This window comes from Thermogemmatispora sp., from assembly GCF_019683635.1.
GTDB lineage: Bacteria > Chloroflexota > Ktedonobacteria > Ktedonobacterales > Ktedonobacteraceae > Thermogemmatispora.
On sequence record NZ_JADGIA010000011.1, the window covers coordinates 1 to 18,963 of the forward strand.

Sequence of the window (18,963 nt, forward strand, 5' to 3'; positions counted from 1 at the left end):
CCTGAACTCATCTGATCGCTTCCGGCACCAGTCCCCAGATCAGCCGGATCTGAGGCTGCCGCCAGTCCTTCTCGGCGCTGTCCGTCGGTCTGCTGGCGGCAGCCTGGCGGAAGCGTCGAGAAGGAAGAGGCGAGGGATCAGCTCACCTCAATCAAGAGCGAAGGCGCAGAAGGCGCCATAGCCTTCAGGGATGGGTCCAGGTATAGGTTGACGTATCATACTGCAACCCGTTTTTCTGGTAGGTAAACGAGTAGGTAATCGTCTGCCCCGAACTCATCCCGCCAGCCGTATACTGCCACTGGCCGGCGCTGCTGTTGTAGCTCATCTGCACGTTCTGCTGAGCCTGGCCCGGGATCGTGTAGTGCAGGATCACGTAGCCCGCCGTCCAGCCGCTCGGCTGGAACCAGAAGAGAGCCTGAGTAGAACTGACGCTGTTGACTCCCTGGCTGAAGCCACTACCGCCCGAGGGCGTCGGTGTCGGCGTGGGGGTCGCCGCCGAGGAGCCTACCGTATAGGTATAGGTGCCCGTATCGTACTGCAGGCCATTCTTCTGGTAGGTAAACGAATAGGTGATGGTCTGTCCTGAGCTGACGCCACTCACCGTATACTGCCACTGGCCGGCGCTGCTGTTGTAGCTCATCTGCACATTCTGCTGAGCCTGGCCCGGGATCGTGTAGTGCAGGATCACGTAGCCCGCCGTCCAGCCGCTCGGCTGGAACCAGAACTGCACCTGATTGCTGCTAATGGCATTGACCCCCTGCGTGAAGCCGCTGCCGCTGCCGCCGCTGGACGTTGGCGTTGGGCTAGGGGTGGGAGTCGCCGTCGGCGTCGCAGCCGAGCCATTGGCGGTATAGACGCGCACGTAATCGACCAGCATGGGCACGCCGGGCTGAGTGGCTGAGGTTGGGCCGCCACCAAAGGCCGCGGGGAAGCCTCCGCCGATGGCCAGATCGAAGATGATGTAGAAAGCGTGATCAACAGCGTTGGCCCAGGTTGTGGGGTCCACCTGGTTGGCGCTCACCGTAAAGTAGTTATTGCCATCCAGGTACCAGCGGATCTGCTCCGGCGAGACACTGCGATCGATGATAACCGTATAGGTATGGAAGCCTGTTTGACAGCCGGGGCACGGCTTCTGACCGCTGCCGATGCCATTTGGCTCATTGCAGGGGCCGCCGGGATAGGTGCCGCAATGCATGGTCCCGAAGACCGAGCTGAGGCCGTTGATATCCTCCATAATGTCGACCTCGCCATCGTTGGGCCAGTTATGGTCGGTGCGGTAGGGAGTGCCGAGCATCCAGAAAGCCGGCCAGTAGCCCAGGGCAGCATTGCCGGAGACATTGGGTTGCTGCAGGGAGGCCGTCACCTCCAGCTCGCCGCCGGGAGGAGCCGCAAAGCTGTCATTGACCGTCTCAATGCGGCCCGAGGTCCAATTGCCATTGGCATCGCGCAGGGGCGTGATGGCCAGATGGCCATTGCCATCCAGAGAGACATTGGCCGTGCTATTGGTCGTCGTCTCGATCTCCCCGGTACCATAGCCAGTGCCAATATCGTAGATCCACTGCGACGTATTCAGCGGAGAGCCTGCCGAGCCGGTGAACTCATCGCCCCACACCTGGGTCCAGGTAGCAGCATGGGCCTGGGGAGCCGTGCGGGCCACCAGAAACAGCCCGGTTGAGAGGCAGACCACCAGGGCACAGACGGCGAAGAGGAGCCACCTGAAGGGCAGGCGACGGAAAGCGGTGCCGGAATGGGCAGGCTCATCAACATCCCTGTGAACTCTACGCTGAGGTATCCGCATCCAATACTCCTTTCTCCTGCGGAAAAGTCATCAGCTGCCTTGCAGCTGAGCTGGCAGCACCCCATTGGCCAGAGAAGAGCCAGCGCCGCCGTAGGCGCTCTGATGGGCGACCAGCAAGCGGACGCAGCCAACAGCAGTGCTGCAGTGCCGGCAGCAGGACTGCGCCGGCGAGAGCGACCAGCAGCCACAGCGCACTGGCCAGCCTTCCACCTCCTTTCATCCTTCCAGGCAGTACGCTGGATGGCCAGCAGCGGGGTTGAGCCGGGCAGCTGGCCAGCTTAGAAAGCAGGACAACAGTACGACAATACGACAGTACATACTGTTCTCCGATAGAGAGACGCATCCATGCGACACTAAGGCTCATCCTATCCTCTGGCAGAGCAAGCAAGCAAGCGTTATCTGGATGAAGCGCTCGCTTCGTGCGGTCCAACGCGGAGGAGCGAGCCGGCGTCAGGCAGGCACACTTGACGCTCGTACCACCAGGCTGGTATCGAGTTGTATATGAATGGCCCCGTCCAAGCGATAGGGAGCAGAGGTTTCGCGTACGTGCAGCTGATGGTCAGAGCCAGCGGCGGCTGCGGCCAGCGGCCCAGCGGCGGGGGCCATCCTTGCCCCGGCCTCAATATGCGCCCCGTCCTCAGCGGCTCGCGTGCGCGGCAATACATGATCGGGATCGACCATCTTCAAGAGCAGCTCGATCGCCTTCGCCCCCATCTGAGAGAACGGTTGGCGCACCGTCGTCAGTGGGGGGCGGACATGGGACGAGACCAGGTTATCGTCGAAGCCGACCAGAGCGACATCCTGGGGAATCTGGATGCCCTGCTCCTCGGCCACCTCCAGAAAGCCGTAGGCCATCTGATCATTGGCCACAAAGATCGCCTCGGGCCAGCGCGTTCGCTCGCGGGCAAACAACTCGCGGGCACAGCGGCGACCACTGGCGGGATCAAACTCGCCCTGCAGCAACAGCTCGGGGTCAGGCTCCAACCCGACCTCGCGCAGTGCCTGACAATAGCCTTCAAATCGCTCCTGGGCGCAGTAGTAGCGCTTTGGCCCCATGACATGGGCAATGCGCCGATAGCCCAGGTCGAGCAGGTGGCGAGTTGCCTGATAGCCACCAGTGCGATTATCCACTCCCACCCACGGGCAAGGGAAATGCTCTGGCGGCTCCTGGTCGTTGATCATGACCATCGGCAACCCACGCTCAAAGTGCTTGAGCAGATGAGGGGTCAGATCGCAGGGCAGAATGGCCAGCAGGCCCGAGACCATGCGTAGAGACAGAATGCGATCGACGACGTCGGTGTGGGTAGGATTTTCAAAATTGATGCTATAGAGGACCATCTCGTAGGAGGTACGCTCGATATACTCTGCCACCCCACGCAGCATCTCTGGAATCGCCGGCCAGGTCAGCGGCGGGGTCAACACCCCGACCAGGCGAGTTTTGCCGCCGGCCAGTCCTCTCGCAGTCACATTCGGCACAAAGTTATATTCGCGCACCACCCGCATCACGCGCTCGCGCAGCTCCTGGCTAATGGCCGGATAATTATTGAGGACGCGCGAGACGCTCGACTTCGAGACGCCGGCAAGGCGGGCGATATCCTGGATGGTGAGCTTCTCATCCATTGTCGTCTCTCCCACGTCTAAGGCTTGGTGCATCTGGTTCCTGTGCGGGTGGTGCCGGCTGGCGCCGACTGCTGCCAGCTTCTGGAACCGGTTTCTGGCGAAACTATAACATTGAAACCGGTTTCCGTCAAGCCTTCCAGGACTTTTTTTTCGCAACATTTTCGAGATTCGCAAGAGGAGGATGAGGCCAGGAAAGCCAGGCGCAAAAAGGAGGTGTCCCTGACGATGGACGGACACCTCCCGAGCCTGCTTCCTCTGCACTCACACTGAGCGGCGGCAGCAAGGACCTGCTCCCTCCCAGCAGGAAGCTGAGGGGGATGGGCCAGGCTCCTGCCTGGTGGCTGGTGGTGGCAGGGCTGGCCCAGGGGGTATTACTGGGTGCTGCAGGTCACTCCGTTCAGGGTGAAGCTCGTGGGAGGTGAGTTGGTACCGTTCCAGGTGCCATTAAAGCCGGGTGCGCTGCCCAGTGTCGTCCCCGCGGGAATGGTGGCATTATAGGACAGATTGGTGATGGTGACGGTGCTGCCCTGCTGACTGAAGCTGCCATTCCAACCCTGGGTGACCGTTTGCCCGTTCGGGAAGGTGAACTTGAGCGTCCAGCCATTGATGGCCGTGCTGCCGGTGTTGGTAATGGAGATGCTGGCGCCAAAGCCACCGGGCCACTGAGCGGTAATGACATACTGCACACGACAGCTCAGTCCGCTGGAAGGTGTCGGGGTCGGCGTCGGAGTGACTCCGGGAGTCGGTGATGGCGTAGGAGTTGGGGTGACCGTCGGCCTGGGTGTCGGGGTCGGACTGGCAGCTGTGGTAGCCGTGGGTGTGACTGTCACGCCCGGCGTCGGGGTAGTTCCCGTGCCCGGGCTGCCGCCGGACTTCTGTTGCTGGTGCTGCGAGTGCTGCATGAAGATGGCCAGCTCGGGTGCGCCGTGCGTCACGCCATAGATACTGTCAGGATTACGCGCAACGTACATCCAGAAGTTGTCTCCGTCGGCATCGTCCTGCTCCAGGGTGCTGTAGAACATGGTCCACCAGCCTGTCCGGTTGCCGACATCCGAGCGGCTGTTGAACTCGCCAAGGATAAAGGGCTTGCCGACAACGTTGTGCGAGTCACTGACCCACTTGTTAATGACCTGCTGGGCCTGGCTCATGCTCAGGTTCGCCCAACTCTCGGTCGGGTAGAAGTGGGCGGAAGTGAAATCAATATATGGAGATTGATGGATGTAGACAAAAGGATTGCCGGAGTTGCCGCCGTAGCCGTAGGCTGTCCCTTGGCCTTCGAGGCCTGTCCCCAGCATATGGTTCGGGTCGATGCTCTTGATGAAAGCGCCCATCGTGTCGACCCAGGCCCGCAGGGTGGTGCCGGTTGTGCTCTCATCGGGAGTGGCGTTCTCGTAGCGTGGCTCGTTCATCAGCTCCCAGGCGAAGATCGTCGGCTCATCTTTGTAGGCAACGCCTGAGTAGTGATTGACGTGGTTGAGGGCGTAAGAAACGTAGTTCTTGTATTGGGTGAAGCAACCCGGGCATTGCTGCTGATTGAAGAAGCGCCAGCGGTTGGACTGGCCGGTGGGCAGACCTTCCCATTGCAGGCGCGTATCGATGCCGCCGTACGCCTCCCAGTAATTTTCAAAGACCGGGATGAGGCGGATGTTGTGCGCCTTGGCCGATTGAATGATGTAATCAAATTCATCGAACTCAGCGACGTTGTAGACGCCCTTCGAAGGTTCGAAGCCATGCCAGGTCTCGTGGTCAAACATCCAGGTACGCACGACCGTAATGCCATCGCTCTGGGCGTTGCTAAAGTAGGCATCGATGGCAGCCTTGTCCATATATTTGTTCTCGATGTCATCCTGGGTACTGCTGCTGCTGCCATCGCCAAAGGTGAAGATGTCGTAGCTATTGGCTCCGGCGTAGTAGAAGAGCTGGCCGTTGAGGCAGAAGTGGATGCCGCAGCGGGTGACAAAGCCGGAAGCTGCCTGTGCGGCATGGCGCGGGCTACCGATGAGCAGGAGGCTGCTGATGGCGGCAATCACGGTGATGGTCGCACAGCCAAGCAGCGAGGAGAGGTAGCGGTAGGCTGGCTTCTTGCTGCTGTTGCTGAACATACTGCGTCCTTTCTAAGCGGGGAGGTCCCCTTTGGCATTCCTTGCTAAGGGAGAGCATAGGGCTGCTTGCGCCGTAAGGCCAGAGCAGGTAGCGGACATCTGGCAGTCACTGTTTTGACAGCCGGGGCGGGACAAGCGGCCATGCTGGCCATTGTGTTTGGCCTCCCTGCCCTGGCAGCGTTGGGAGTGAGGACTTGACGGGGGCAGCGACGCTGGCATTCAATGAAAAGCGGTGCCGCTCTGCCTGGTCTACCGACGGGCGAGCTGGCGCCTGGCTGGAGTGAGAGAAGCCTGGTTCTCCTCTTTCTGCAGGAGGCGAAAGGAGGTTTGCATCGATGTTGCATGAAGCACAGAGGCAGGCGTCTTCTGTCTTGATTGGTACGGCGCTCCCCCGCCAGGACGGCGAGGCCAAAGTCAGCGGGCGTGCTCGCTATGCGGGCGATCATTTGCCGGCGGGGGTGCTGCATGCTCGTCTGGTAACCAGTCCGTATGCCCATGCCTTCATCCGGCGTATCGATTCCGGGGCGGCCCTGGCTTTGCCGGGGGTCGTTGCTGTCTTCACCGCAGCCAATCTCGGCTTGCGGCCCTCGGACGGTAGTGTACGCTCACTGGAGCCGCTGGCAAGCACCGAGGTTTGTTGGTGCGGTCACCCTGTGGCGCTGGTTGTGGCAGAGACGGAGGCCCTGGCCGAGGATGGAGCTGCTGCCGTTGAGGTCGATTATGAGCCACTGCCGGCTGTGCTTGATCCCGAGGCCGCCTGTCGCCCGGATGCCCCACGAGCCTGTCTGCAGCGCGATTTTCGCGAGACGTTGCGGCAGAGTCATGCGCTCTTTCTGCCACCAGGTGCTTCGCTGGAGGAGGATGGGCTATCGCCCAACGCTGCCGCCTTGCCGCCGCTGCGTATGGGGAAGATCGAGGAGGGTTTGCAAGAGGCGGAGGTCATTGTGGAGGAACACTACAGGACCTCGCCCGTGCACCAATCCTACTTAGAACCGCAGACGGTCCTGGTTGTTCCTGATGCACACACCCAGCAGCTGACCATTTACTCCAGTACCCAGGGACTGCTCAATGCCCGTCGGGCGGTGGCTCTGGCGCTGGGTCTAGCCGAGCGGCAGATCCATGTAGAACCAGTGCCGGTCGGCGGAGGGTTTGGGGGAAAGGAGGTTCTGCTTGAGCCGCTGGTGGCAGCGGCGGCTCTGCAGCTGCATCGACCGGTGCGCCTGGTCTACACACGGCAGGAGGAGTTGCTGGCCGGTAATCCAGCGCCGCAGACCGCGATCACGGTGCAATTGGGGGCACGGCGCGATGGAACCCTGACGGCCATCCAGGTGCGGCTGATCCTCGATTCGGGCGCCTATCCTTACCCGCTGGCAGGGCTGAGCGGTTTCCATTTCAGCAATCTCTACCGTTGTCCTCACCTTGCTATCCATTGCTATTTGGTACAGACCAACAAGCCAGGCAGCGCCGCTTACCGGGCACCGACCGGACCACAGGCATATTTTGCTCTGGAGTCGACGGTCGACGAGCTATGTCGCCGTCTCGGGCTTGATCCGCTAGCATTCCGTCTGCGCCATGCCCTGCGTGAGGGGGACGCGCGTGTTCTGGGGGGTCGCTGGCCCCGTATCGGCCTGGTGGAGTGTCTGGAGGCAGTCGGAAGCCATCCACTCTGGAGCGAGCGCGAGCGGGTTCGGGGTGAGTTACCAGCGGAGCTAAGCGGCTGGCGCGTTGGCATCGGCCTGGCCGCTGGTGGCTGGCCGGGAGCTACCGAGCCAGCGGCGGCTCTCTGCCGCCTGGAGGGGGATGGCAGCGTGACGGTGATCGTTGGCAGTGTAGATATGTCAGGTTCCGACAGCTCCCTGGCCCTGATTGCAGCGGAGATCCTGGGCCTGCCGGCGCGTGCGGTCACGGTGGTTCACGAAGGTACCGACACAATGCCCTACAGCGGCCTGACAGCAGGCAGCAAGACAACCTACGCCCTCGGCTCTGCTGTTCTGGCGGCGGCGCAGGATGCCCGCGAGCAAATTTTGGCGATCGCCTCGGAGTTGCTGGAGGCGGCCCGTGAGGATCTCGAACTGCGCGATGGGCGGGTTACCGTGCGTGGCGTTCCCGATAAGTATGTGACCTTCCAGCAGGTGGCTGCCAATTCGACCAATTTCGGCGCTCGCTATGCCCCTGTCTTTGGCCGTGGTCGATCGGCAAACGCTACGTCCGGCCCAATGTTCGCTGTACACCTGGCGAAGGTGGCAGTCGATCCAGAGACAGGCGAGGTACGGGTCCTGGACTATGTTGCTGCTCAGGATGTGGGACGCGCTTTGAATCGCGGAGAGGTAGAGGGCCAGATCTATGGGGGCGTGGCCCAGGGTATTGGCTGGGCCTTGCAGGAAAGGCTGGTCTATGGAGAGGAGGGCCAACTGCTCACAGGGACTTTGCTGGACTACGCCCTGCCCCATAGCCAGGATGTGCCTTCGATTACGCCGCTGATCGTCGAGGTACCGTGCGAGCTTGGCCCCTTCGGAGCGCGTGGGGCCGGCGAGCCGCCAGTTGTTCCGGTGGCCGCCGCCATTGGCAACGCCCTGCGTGACGCACTTGGAGTACGCTTGACGGAGCTGCCTATGACCCCGGAGCGCATCCTACGGGCCTGGCAGGAGGGACGCAATCGCACCTCGTCAGCAGGCTCCTAGCCAGCGGTGAGAGCAGAGGAAGAAAAAGACAGCCAGCCGTGGAGGGGGATTATTCCCTCACGGGCCACGGCTGGTTTTGTCTTTTCTCGGTACTTTTTCTGCGCTTAGTATTGACTTGTACGGCGTCTCACATCGCGCTGGGGCCAGCGGACCGTGGGCAGCAGCGCGATCAGCCCTAGAGCTGTTGTCGGGAGAGCCGAGGGCAGGCTGGCAGATGGCGTGGAGGTGGGAGCATAAGGTGAGCGTGGCAACTGCTTTTCGATAAACTGGATATAGGAAGTTTTACAGACACTCGCCGGCTGGTCCGCTGTCGCTACACAGATAGCGGCGGTCAAATAGTTAGCGACGCCCAGAATATTCTTGGCTACGGGGGTGCCGGGATCAGTCAGTTGCAAGGCAATGTCGCGCTGAGACAGCCCACTGAGGATGCCCGGGTCAAAGCTCTGGCCGCGCACAAGGTAGAGGTTGGCAATGTCCAGGAACGGGATACTGCCATCGGGATTGAGCGAGCCAATGATCTGCTGTTCCTCCACCGTTGGTCCTTCCAAAGGGTGACCCTCGCGGTCCTCTAGCTCAACCGGGGCGAAATCGAGGTAGTTGCTCTGGTAGACGCTGCCATGAAAGGTAAACGTTGCGGTATTTGGGTAGGCATCCGTGTCAGAGGAGGTTGTCTCTGGCAACTTGCTGAAGGTGCCAAAGCGGCTGAGGGCCACAACAACCGGCCAGCGCTCCGCGGCGCAGTAGGGGCAGAATTCGGCGCCCCAGTAGAAGAACTCAGGTTTGCCAGTAGGCCCGCGCAGCATTGGGCGATCAGCGATGACGCGCAGGGGACTCGACAGGTTACCAGTGCCTACTTTGGAGAACTGGCTGTCGCTGATGAGAGCCAGATTGCTCAAGACCTGCGGGTCTGTCACAGAGCGGCTGCTGGTGGGATTTGCCGCGCTCTGGTGGCCGAGGAGGAGGAAGAGGCCAACGATAGCCCCAATCACAACGAGAGTGAGACCTACCAGCCACCAGCGGTAGGCGCGCCAGGCCGAGACACCTCGTCGTCGGCCTGCCCGCTGCGTCTGTCTGGGAGCTGCTCCTCTCGGCCTGCTCTCAGTTTGCAGACGCTTGCTGAGGGAGTTGGTAGAGGATTGGGACGCGTGCCTTTGCGAGCGCGCCTCTGAGGCGGGAGGATTTGCTTGCTTCCTGGATGTGGATGAAGACATAGTTCTCTCTTCCCTGAATACAGATTGTAGACTGTCCTTCCTTGAACAACGCTCGCTTTCGCCTGAGTGGGTGGCGCCAGCGAGATGATTGGCGATATTCCCATTATAGCATGAAGGTCTGCCGTGGTGCTGCTTCTGCCAGCCGGTTGCCGCTGATAGTAAATAGCGTGAATGTGCAACGCTTTTTCAGGCGAGATCTAGAGAATCAGTGCGGAAGCCAGGATGGGGATTGACCAGCAAGATACACAAGGAACGGCCACCTCTCCCTTTTGATTTCTTCCGTCAACACCCTGTTAATAGGAGGGTCTTGCCTAAAGTGCGTAGAGTGCTGGAGGTTCGTTAGCCCGGGTTCAAGGCTCCAGGCAATAATTTGCGTCCGTCTGGTCCTGTCCAATCTGCCTTATTCTCAATGCGCGTTCAGTCTGTTTCTGATTGAACCGAGAGGTTGGCCTCGGGAGGGAGGGAGATGGCGCTAGCTGGGCGCCAGCAGCTCCCACCAGGGTGTAGCGCAGCGACGCAGAACACAGGCGATCGCTTGCAGAGCGGCAACGCCCTCTTGTGCTAGCCAGCGCTCCAGGGCAGCAGCGCCCTCTCTGGCATAGAGAGCGATCCCTCCCTGCCAGAAGGCGCGGCCACAGACCACGCCACAGAAAGGTACGCCGGCCTCAGCGGTCAGCTCCAGCAGCTCGCAAACAGTGGCAGAGCTGTAGCCTCCGCTCAGATAGACAAGGGGTTTCGAAGCAGCCATTCCCACGGCGCGTAGCTGTTCAATGGCCTCTTCGCGCGAGTAGGCTGGCGTTGGTGCCTCGCAGCTCTGCAGGCCGGCGGTGTAGGTTGGTACGATGGGCCACTCTACTTTCAGAATATCGACGCCGTAGCGCGGCTGCCCAAACTCGGCTACAGTGAGGGCGACGTAGGTCGGCTTGGCATAGGCAAAATTCAGCTCGGCGTCCTCCCCAGCCAGCTCCTTACCGGCATAGACAAGCGGCTCCAGGAAGAAAGGCACTTCCAGGGCCTGGCACTCGGCTCCTATGCGTTCGACATAGGCCTGCTTGACGCGATTGATGTGTGGGCTATCGAAGGGATTATAGTACAGCAAGACCTTCACGGCCTGAGCTCCAGCCTCTACCAGGCGCCGTACACTATAGCTGGGGATCACCTCGGGAGGTTCATAGCGGCCATTGGCGTTATAGCCAGAGCGCTCGTATGCGAGCATCACGCCCGTGCTGGGATGGCGCACTGCCAGGGCATCCAGACCATACTCGGGATCAAGCAGGACAGCGCTCGCGTAGGGAGTCAGAATCTGCGTGACCAGGCGCTTGAAGGTACGCAGGTCAGAGGCGCTGGCCAGCCCTTGCAGGCCCTGGGCCGTGGCCAGAGCCTGAGCCAGATTTGTCCGATGATCAACGGCCAGGGCTGTAATGATGCCATGCTCATCGGCACAGGCCTGGAGCAGGCTCAGCTTATTCTTCCTGGAGTTGATGCTCATCTCTTCTCTTCCATACACAGTGCTCTCTCCTCTTCTTTCTACCGAAGGCCGCTCCTTCATCCTCTTGCAGCCTTGGATTGGCAGGCGTCTGTTGTTCAGGCTACTTCATGTAGGGAGACTGGGCGATGTTCCCGTAAAGAGCGCTGAGCTGCCAGAGCAATGGCTACCGGGGCACGGCCATCATGGCCACTGACAGGCACGGGCCTGTCGTCAAGGACGGCCTCGACAAAGGCTTGCAGCTCGGCAGCAAAGCTTTCAGCGTAGCGCTCCATGAAGAAATGCAGGGGAAGATCGCGCCGCACGCCGTGGCGGTCGCTGATCACCGCTGTATTGGGATAGGCATTATCGACGGCGATGCTGCCCTCACTGCCGAACAGCTCGACACGCTGATCATAACCGTAGCTAGCGCGGCGGCTATTGCTGATCGTAGCAATTGCTTCATTGGCGAAGCGCAGCATCACAGCGGCGTGGGCCACGTCCCCGGCCAGGGCGATGTCTGGCTCGTTCAGGTCATGAGCCAGGGCAAAGACTTCTTCGACTTCACTAGCAAGCAGGAAGCGGGCCATATCGAAATCGTGGATTGTCATATCGAGGAATAGCCCTCCGGAGACTCGGAGATAGGCCGCTGGAGGCGGAGCGGGATCACGGCTTGTAATGTGGAGCATCAACGGCAAACCGATCTCACCTTGCTCAACAGCCTGCCTGACGCGGCGGAAATGAACATCAAAGCGGCGATTAAAACCTGTCTGTAGCTTGACCCCTGCTTGCTCGACGGTAGCCAGTGCCCGATCGATCGTTTCCAGGTCAAGGGCCAGCGGTTTCTCGCAGAAGATATGCTTCCCGGAGCGAGCAGCTTCCTCGATGAGCTGAGCATGGGTACTTGTCGGCGAGCAAATCAGGACAGCTTCGATCTGCGGGTCTGCCAGGATCTCTCGATAATCTGAGCAGAAGCGAGGTATGCAGCACTCGCGGGCGCAGGACTCGGCGGCCTCGGCGCAGGCGTCGGCCACGGCCAACAAGCGGGCGCGTGGAAGTCGTGTTGTCAGGTGATGAGCATGGAGACGTCCGATCCGTCCCGCGCCGATCAAGCCAACGGTTAGCTGTTTACCAGTCATCCCGGTATCCTCTCCTATTGTCTGGCTGCTCATGGCTGGTTTCGGCTAGCAAGCCAGCAGGCGTTTCTGAACATTGGCATTTTGCTGCTTCTCTACCTTGGAGGATGGTACCAGCCGGGCTAGAGACCAAGCTCGCGCAAGTACTGGCGATTGCGCAAAGCACTGAGGTAGGGGCAGCCCATACCGGGCAGCACATCCTGCTCGACGACGATCCATCCATGATAGCCATGCAGCTGAAGCCAGGTTACCACCGCAGGGAACGGAACCGCCCCCTGTCCTAACTCACAAAAGACGCCGTGGCGCAGTGCCGTGAAGTAGTCCCACCTCTGGGCACGAGCCTCCTGGGCCACTGCTGGCGAGCAGTCTTTAAAATGGACATGCCAGATCCGTGAATCAAAGCGACGGAGGGCCTCCTCGATTAGTCCCGGCTCGTTGCTGCCGCTGCCGTAGAGGTAGTGGCCAGTATCAAAAGCCAGGCCGATGATATTCGGATCAGTCAACTCCAGGAAGCGAGCAATCTCTTCTGGTGTTTCCACGTAACCGGCGCAATGATGATGGAAGGCTGTGCGTAGTCCCGTGGTCTCGTAGACCATGCGCGCGATGGTCTCGCTGTTGCGTGCGAAGATGCGCCACTCGCGAGCGCCTAATCCCTGGCTGGGAGAGATGCGCCCAGCGCAGGACGTCCGGAGGGGATCACGCCCATTCTCATCGGCCAGGAGCAGCAGAGGACTCCATGTAGCTCCAATGATCTGGGAGACTGCGGCGAGCAAGTTGGCAATGCGCAGGGCCTGACTCAGGCCAGCCCGCAGCGCATTCGTCTCCTTGAGCATCACGGGGACAAAGGCCGCCACGAGTGTCAACTCGCGTTTATGCAGTTCCGCGGCCAGCTGATCTGCCGCCGTGGGCAGGTAGCCCCAGTCTCCTAACTCTGTCCCCTCATAGCCAGCGGCTCGCAGCTCATCCAGCATCTGCCCCCAAGGGATAGCCAGTCCTTGCGCCTGTGTCCCATCGAATTCCAGCGTCCCCCAGGAGCAGGGAGCATTGGCTACGCCAATCTTGTCCATCGTCATTTCTACCCACCTTGTAGCTAAGGATCAGCCATAGATCAGATATCTGCCTCACAGCCCACGCCTCGATGTCGCACCGCGCCTCCTTCGGCGCCTTGCCTTCCCAGTGCAGAAGGTGCGGAATCAGCAGATCAGCCGGGTATCCCGTATCCTATGACTATAAGAAGTATCGCTCTTCAGCGCGCATCATCTCCCACTCACGGCGAGCAGCCTGAACCTGGGGACTAGAGCTTACCTCAGCCACGGCCACATCCCACCAGCTTTCATAAGAAGGTACACACTCATAGCGATCGCACGGTACATAAATCACCGTTGTGCGATCCAGTGTGCGAGCAGTTTCCAGGGCGGTCACCACATCGGCGGTATCGCGGCAGCGGATCACATAAGCGCCCAGGCTGCGAGCGTTCTCCGCCAGATCAACAGGCAGTGGCACCACCTCGGAGCGGGCCTCATCGCCGGGCAGGCTTCCATTGCGAGGATAGGCATAGCGCGTCCCAAAGCCTCCCTGGCCGAGTGAGCGGCTTAGCGAGCCAATACTCTTGAAGCCCTGGTTATCGAAGAGCACGATCACCAGCTTATAGCCTTCCTGGACCGAGGTCACGATCTCACCATTCATCATCAGATAGGAGCCATCGCCGACCAGGACATAGACCTCCCGTTCAGGGGCGGCCATCTTTGCCCCCAGGCCACCCGCGATCTCGTAGCCCATGCAGCTATAGCCATATTCCAGGTGGAACTGTTTTGGATGGCGTGAGCGCCAGAGCTTATGCAAATCGCCCGGCAAGCTTCCGGCGGCGCAGACCACGATTCCATCGGGAGAGCCACACTCATTGACAGCCCCAATCAGCTCGCCCTGCGAGGGAAGCGGCCCATGACGCATGCCATAGAGGCGCGAAACCTCAGCCTCCCACTCGCGATGCAGGTCTTCGGCACACTGTCGATACTCGGGCGCCACTTGATAGCCTGCCAGCAGCGGCAGCAGCTCCTCCAGCGTCGCCCGGGCATCGCCCACCAGCGAGAGGGCCGAGTGCTTCGCCGCATCAAACTCCGATACATTGATATTGACAAAACGCACCGCTGGATGACGGAAGGCAGTCTTCGAAGCAGTCGTAAAGTCGCTATAGCGCGTCCCAATCCCGATAATCAGGTCGGCCTCGCGGGCCAGGCGATTCGCTGCGAACGTACCTGTTGCGCCGATCGCCCCCAGATTGAGAGGATGATCAAAGCGCAGGCTGCCCTTCCCGGCCATCGTCTCGGCTACAGGAATGCCCGTCTCAGCTACCAGACGCTCTAGCAGGGGCCAGGCTTCAGCGTAGATCACGCCGCCACCCGCGATAATCAGGGGGCGCTGGCTGGCCCGTATCCAGGCAGCGGCCTCCTCCACCTGCCGCCGGTCTGGCCGCGGACGAGGTATATGCCAGATCCGCTTACGGAAAAAAGCCTCCGGGTAAGTATAGGCTTCCGTCTGCACATCCTGGGGCAAAGCTAAGGTTACCGCTCCCGTCTCCGTCGGACTTGTCAGCACGCGCATCGCCTCTGGCAGAGCCGTCAGGAGCTGCTCCGGGCGCGTAATACGGTCCCAGTAGCGGCTCACTGGCTTAAAGCAATCATTGACTGAGATATCCTGAGTATGCTCTGACTCCAACTGCTGCAGCACCGGAGCCACATTGCGCCGAGCAAAGAAATCGCCGGGCAACAACAGAACTGGAAGCCGGTTAATGGTAGCCGTAGCCGCGCCTGTGACCATATTCGTAGCTCCCGGTCCAATCGAGGAGGTGCAGGCAAAGGTTTGCAGACGGTTCTTGACTTTTGCATAGGCGATGGCCGTATGGACCATTGCCTGCTCGTTGCGGGCCTGATAATAACGAAAATCAGGCATCTCCTGGAGGGCCTGGCCAATGCCCGCCACATTGCCATGACCAAAGATCCCAAAGCAGCCCGCGAAAAAAGGCTGCTCTACGCCATCACGCTCTACATACTGATTGCGCAGAAAAGCAACCAGCGCTTGCGCCATTGTCATGCGTCGGCCAGTATGCTCACTCATCGTTCTCCTCCGGGCAGTTGGCTCGCTCACAGTCAACGAACGCGCTCACGGGAGAGCGAACAGGGCAGCAGGATCAGGCAGGAACCATCGTCCTCCTCTTTCCGCCCCTGGTTCCACTTCCGTCCTCTCTCAGCTCTGCCCATCCGCCTCTCTCCAATTCATTACAGTTCAGCTATCTCACCTAGAGGCCACCGTGTTCCTCGATGAAGGCCATCACCTCAGCGTAGGTCGGCATAAAATCGGCGCAGCCATGCCGCGTCACCAGGATCGCCCCGCAGGCGTTTCCCAGGCGCGCAGCCCGATACCAATCCCAGCCCTGTAACAAGCCATAGAGCAGACCAGCGGCAAAGGCGTCGCCGGCGCCCAGAATATTGTGGACAGTCACCGGGAAGCCAGGCACCTCCAGGCAGGATGGAGCACCGTTCGCGTTCTCGGATGATACCTGGTGGATTCGCGAGCCACGGGCGCCCCGCTTTTCCACCAGGGTCCGCGGACCCCGACGCAACATCTCGCGGATCGCCTCTTCGACGTCACCACTCACGCGGGCATCTGAGATCTGAGAGTGCGCTACCTGCACCTGCCCGGCATCGCGCAGCATCGCTGCTTTGATCTCATCCTCGGTTCCGATTACCAGATCGACCAGCGGCAGCGCCGAGCGAAGCGCCACGCCGAAGGCGCGCTGATCATGCCACTGGTCGGGACGATAATCGATATCCAGGACCACCATCGTTCCCTGCTCGCGAGCCAGCTCGGCGGCATAGAGGGTGGCGCTGCGACTTGGCTCCCTGCTCAGACCGGTGCCAGTGATCAGCAAAACACGGCCTTCCCCCAGCGGCGTTGCCAGGACGTCGTCGATCGTCAGTTCAATGTCAGCACAGTGGTCGCGGTAGTAGGTGAGCGGGAAACGATCTGGTGGTTGGATTCCCAGCACCACGGCGCTGCTCCGATAGCCTGGCTTGCGCGCCACGTAACGCGTCTCTACCCCCTCGCGAGCCAGGAAACGGAGAATAAAATTTCCTACCTGATCATCGCCAACGGCGGTCAGCAGTGCCGAGCGCAACCCCAACCGTCGGGCCCCGACACAGATGTTAGTAGGGCACCCCCCAACGTAGGCAGCGAAACTTTTAATTTCCTCAAACGGCGCTCCGATATCATTGGAGTACAGGTCAAGAGAGGAGCGCCCTATGGCAACGAGGTCATAGGCTCTCTGCCGCCGTTCTAGCTCCATCGACGAGCCTCCTGTGTGATCTGACCTTCTCTGACCGAACAGACATGCTCACACTTATTGATTGATCCCCAACAAGGAGAGCCTGACTGAACCCCACAGCACACGATTGCATTTTGGCTTGCCTCCACTCCATACCCACCGCCACCACCTCTGATCACAAGGCGCTTGCTTGATCTGTCCTGCGGACAAGCGCTTGTAAGGCCAGGTGATCGACTATTCTCTCAGCATTCCCTCTGTCCATCTGATCTGGCCCTGGCTGGGGATGGATGCGGGTCCGCCAGACGGTCGTCCTGCCTGTTTGTCTGTTTGTCTGTTTGTTTGTCTGTCTGTCCGCCGGCCTTTCATCCTCTCGCTCACCGCAGGCTACAAGGCCGGCGGTGGAGCGGTGCTTTCGCGCACCACCAGCATCGGGGCAAGGACATGATTGCGCCCTTCCTGTTCATGTAGCAGATCGAGCAAAACCTGCATCGCCAGGCGTCCAAGCTCGATACGCGGTTGACGTACCGTGGTTAGTGGAGGAATAATGCAGCTGGCCATCTCAATATCATCAAAGCCTACCACGCTTAGCTCATGAGGCACAGCAATACCACGACGGTGGCAGGCCATCAGGATGCCGATGGCCATCATATCATTCTGGCAGAAGATGGCAGTTACCCCAGCACTCAACTGAGACAGGAGAGCGCGGCGCCCACAAAGTACGTCTTCCTGGGGAGAAGCCTCCTCCGCAGCCATGATTGTCACCCATTCCTCGCGGGGGGCCAGGCCGGCGCTAGCCAGAGCGGCCTGATAACCCTCCAGTCGCTGGCGACAGGAGCGTGGGCGGCTACTCGTGCCCACATAGCCAATCGCGCGATGGCCAAGAGCGAGCAGATGCTCAACTGCTAGCCGTGCCCCGAGCAGGTCATCCACCGCTACCGAGTGGAGCAGCTCGTACTGCGACTCAGCCTGGCTGTTAATGAGGACCGTCGGTACCCGAATCTGGTCAAGCCGCTGCTTATACTCCCCCGTGATGCGCGAAGAAGCCACCAGAATGCCGTCAACACGCCGACGATGGAAAGTCTCGATCACCGCAATCTCCTGCTCAGGATCGTTATGCGTGGCGCTCAAAAAGACGCTCAGGCCGGCTGAGCGCGCGATCTCCTCGACTCCACGCACGACCTCGCTTAGGAAGGGATCAGCAATCGAGGTTACCGCCAGACCAATTGTGCTGGTGCGCCGTGTTTGCAGGCTCTGGGCGATAGCATTGGGCGTATAGCCCATCTCCAGCGCCAACTGCTGGATGCGCTTCCGCGTTTCTTGGCTGATCAGGGGGCTATCGCGCAAGGCACGCGAAACGGTGGTGTGGGAGACGCCGGCCACGCGCGCGATATCGGCAATGGAAATCTCATGCGAGCGTCTCGTGCCAGCAATTCGACTCGTGGGAGATGGGCTACTCACCCTGCTTCTGTTCCTCCTGCTTTCGGATGTCAGCCGTTCTGGTACCGCTGCTTGCACACGTGTGCATTAGCAGTATAGTGGATGGCGCGGGTTTGTGTCAAGGGGATTTACCGCTTTGCTTCGCTGACAGCAGAAGTTGTTCTCCGATAGTGTGCTATGCTGAAAGAGCGAGTTTGGACTCAAGATGAGGGAGAAGCCATGCATGTCTCTTCGACGGAGGCCAGCAGCATTCTCACGCCGCAGCGCGGGGGATTTTTGGTCGCGCCTCCTTATCCATTCACCCATGCCCTGTCGGCTTATACGGGCTGTGCCTACGGCCAGACAGCCTGCGGCCAGTACTGCTACGCCCGCTTCTTACCCAACTGGATGACCGCCGGCCTGGGCGCTTCCTGGGGCCTGGCGGTACAGGTAAAGGAGAACGCCCCTGCTGTGCTGGAGCAGACGCTGCGGCGCATGTCTCCCGAGCGACGTCGCCGCCTGCGTGTTTTTATGAGTACAACCACCGACCCGTATCAGCCCTTGGAACGGCGCTTTCAGGTCACGCGCCGCTGCCTGGAGGTCTTTGCCTGCTATCCCGACCTTGATCTGCTGGTGGTGCAGACGCGCTCGCCATTGGTGGGGCGTGACCTCGATCTGCTGCTGCAGATCCCCTACGCCTGGCTCTCAGTGACTATTGAGACGAACGACATGGCCTACCTGCGTCGCCTTGGGGGCGGGCCCGCGCTGGAAGGCCGCTGGCAGGTGGTACGCCAGGCCAGTCATCTGGGGGTAAAGACGCAGATTACAATTAGTCCTTGCCTGCGTTTTACTGATGTCGAGACCTTTGGAGGACAGCTCCTTGAGAGTGGTGCACGTCGTCTGGTAGTGGACACAGTTGAGGGTGACGGTGCAGGCGGTGAGCGCACAGCTCGCACCCCTTTTGCGCACCAGGAACCGGCCTGGAGGGATACGCAACCTGCGCACATTCTCTATGCGTATCTACAGGCTCATGGAGCGGATCATGGGGTGGCGGTCGGCTGGGGCGCAAGTGGATTCTGCGGCATCGCTCCGCGCCACTAGTTTGTCCCACTTCGCTCCTGCTGTGCAGCAGCCAGAAGGATCGTTCTATCCTCTCTGGCTGCTGCCTGCGCTGGTCGATGCCAAGCATGGAGGCTTGCCCAACAATAGAAGA

At 60.4% G+C, this 18,963-nt stretch carries 13 protein-coding genes; 2 read left to right on the forward strand and 11 right to left on the reverse strand.

What is annotated here, in order from left to right:
- Positions 1–184: 184 nt before the first annotated feature.
- The 4 genes from IRZ31_RS02575 to IRZ31_RS02590 all read right to left on the reverse strand — a co-directional run bounded on the left by IRZ31_RS02575 (position 185) and on the right by IRZ31_RS02590 (position 5,520).
- Positions 185–1,798: a glycoside hydrolase family 16 protein gene (locus IRZ31_RS02575; protein WP_297149218.1), complete on the reverse strand. Its 1,614-nt coding sequence runs from the start codon at positions 1,796–1,798 to the stop codon at positions 185–187.
- A gap of 30 nt (positions 1,799–1,828) precedes the next feature.
- On the reverse strand, positions 1,829–2,008 hold the full coding sequence (locus IRZ31_RS02580; protein WP_297149220.1) for a hypothetical protein: 180 nt from the start codon (positions 2,006–2,008) through the stop codon (positions 1,829–1,831).
- A 240-nt stretch (positions 2,009–2,248) separates the two neighbouring features.
- The gene (locus tag IRZ31_RS02585) at positions 2,249–3,451 is read right to left on the reverse strand and encodes a LacI family DNA-binding transcriptional regulator (RefSeq protein WP_297149221.1); all 1,203 of its coding nucleotides are present in this window, start codon (positions 3,449–3,451) and stop codon (positions 2,249–2,251) included.
- A 338-nt stretch (positions 3,452–3,789) separates the two neighbouring features.
- Positions 3,790–5,520 (reverse strand): cellulose binding domain-containing protein, encoded by a 1,731-nt coding sequence (locus IRZ31_RS02590; protein ID WP_297149222.1) that lies wholly within the window; start codon positions 5,518–5,520, stop codon positions 3,790–3,792.
- Positions 5,521–5,855: 335 nt separating this feature from the next.
- Between IRZ31_RS02590 and IRZ31_RS02595 the strand changes: the two genes are divergently transcribed.
- The gene (locus IRZ31_RS02595; RefSeq protein ID WP_297149224.1) at positions 5,856–8,201 is read left to right on the forward strand and encodes a xanthine dehydrogenase family protein molybdopterin-binding subunit; all 2,346 of its coding nucleotides are present in this window, start codon (positions 5,856–5,858) and stop codon (positions 8,199–8,201) included.
- A 104-nt stretch (positions 8,202–8,305) separates the two neighbouring features.
- Here IRZ31_RS02595 and IRZ31_RS02600 read toward each other — a convergent pair whose 3' ends face one another.
- From IRZ31_RS02600 to IRZ31_RS02630, 7 genes are all read right to left on the reverse strand, one after another.
- Positions 8,306–9,115 (reverse strand): DUF929 family protein, encoded by an 810-nt coding sequence (locus IRZ31_RS02600; protein WP_297149225.1) that lies wholly within the window; start codon positions 9,113–9,115, stop codon positions 8,306–8,308.
- A 769-nt stretch (positions 9,116–9,884) separates the two neighbouring features.
- A complete protein-coding gene (locus IRZ31_RS02605) occupies positions 9,885–10,901 on the reverse strand; it encodes a tagatose 1,6-diphosphate aldolase (protein ID WP_297149227.1) in 1,017 nt (338 codons plus the stop codon).
- Between the two features lie 95 nt (positions 10,902–10,996).
- Positions 10,997–12,016 (reverse strand): inositol 2-dehydrogenase, encoded by a 1,020-nt coding sequence (gene iolG, locus IRZ31_RS02610; RefSeq protein WP_297149229.1) that lies wholly within the window; start codon positions 12,014–12,016, stop codon positions 10,997–10,999.
- 119 nt (positions 12,017–12,135) lie between these two features.
- Positions 12,136–13,086: a TIM barrel protein gene (locus IRZ31_RS02615; RefSeq protein WP_297149231.1), complete on the reverse strand. Its 951-nt coding sequence runs from the start codon at positions 13,084–13,086 to the stop codon at positions 12,136–12,138.
- A gap of 154 nt (positions 13,087–13,240) precedes the next feature.
- Positions 13,241–15,127, reverse strand: coding sequence for a 3D-(3,5/4)-trihydroxycyclohexane-1,2-dione acylhydrolase (decyclizing) (gene iolD / locus IRZ31_RS02620; RefSeq protein ID WP_297149233.1), 1,887 nt, complete (start codon positions 15,125–15,127; stop codon positions 13,241–13,243).
- Between the two features lie 181 nt (positions 15,128–15,308).
- Positions 15,309–16,355: a 5-dehydro-2-deoxygluconokinase gene (gene iolC, locus IRZ31_RS02625; RefSeq protein WP_297149235.1), complete on the reverse strand. Its 1,047-nt coding sequence runs from the start codon at positions 16,353–16,355 to the stop codon at positions 15,309–15,311.
- 363 nt (positions 16,356–16,718) lie between these two features.
- On the reverse strand, positions 16,719–17,792 hold the full coding sequence (locus IRZ31_RS02630) for a LacI family DNA-binding transcriptional regulator (RefSeq protein WP_297149237.1): 1,074 nt from the start codon (positions 17,790–17,792) through the stop codon (positions 16,719–16,721).
- Positions 17,793–17,990: 198 nt separating this feature from the next.
- On the opposite strand from IRZ31_RS02630, the gene IRZ31_RS02635 reads away from it, so the two are divergent.
- Positions 17,991–18,851, forward strand: a complete 861-nt coding sequence (locus IRZ31_RS02635; RefSeq protein ID WP_297149239.1) for a hypothetical protein — start codon at positions 17,991–17,993, stop codon at positions 18,849–18,851.
- Positions 18,852–18,963 lie beyond the last annotated feature (112 nt).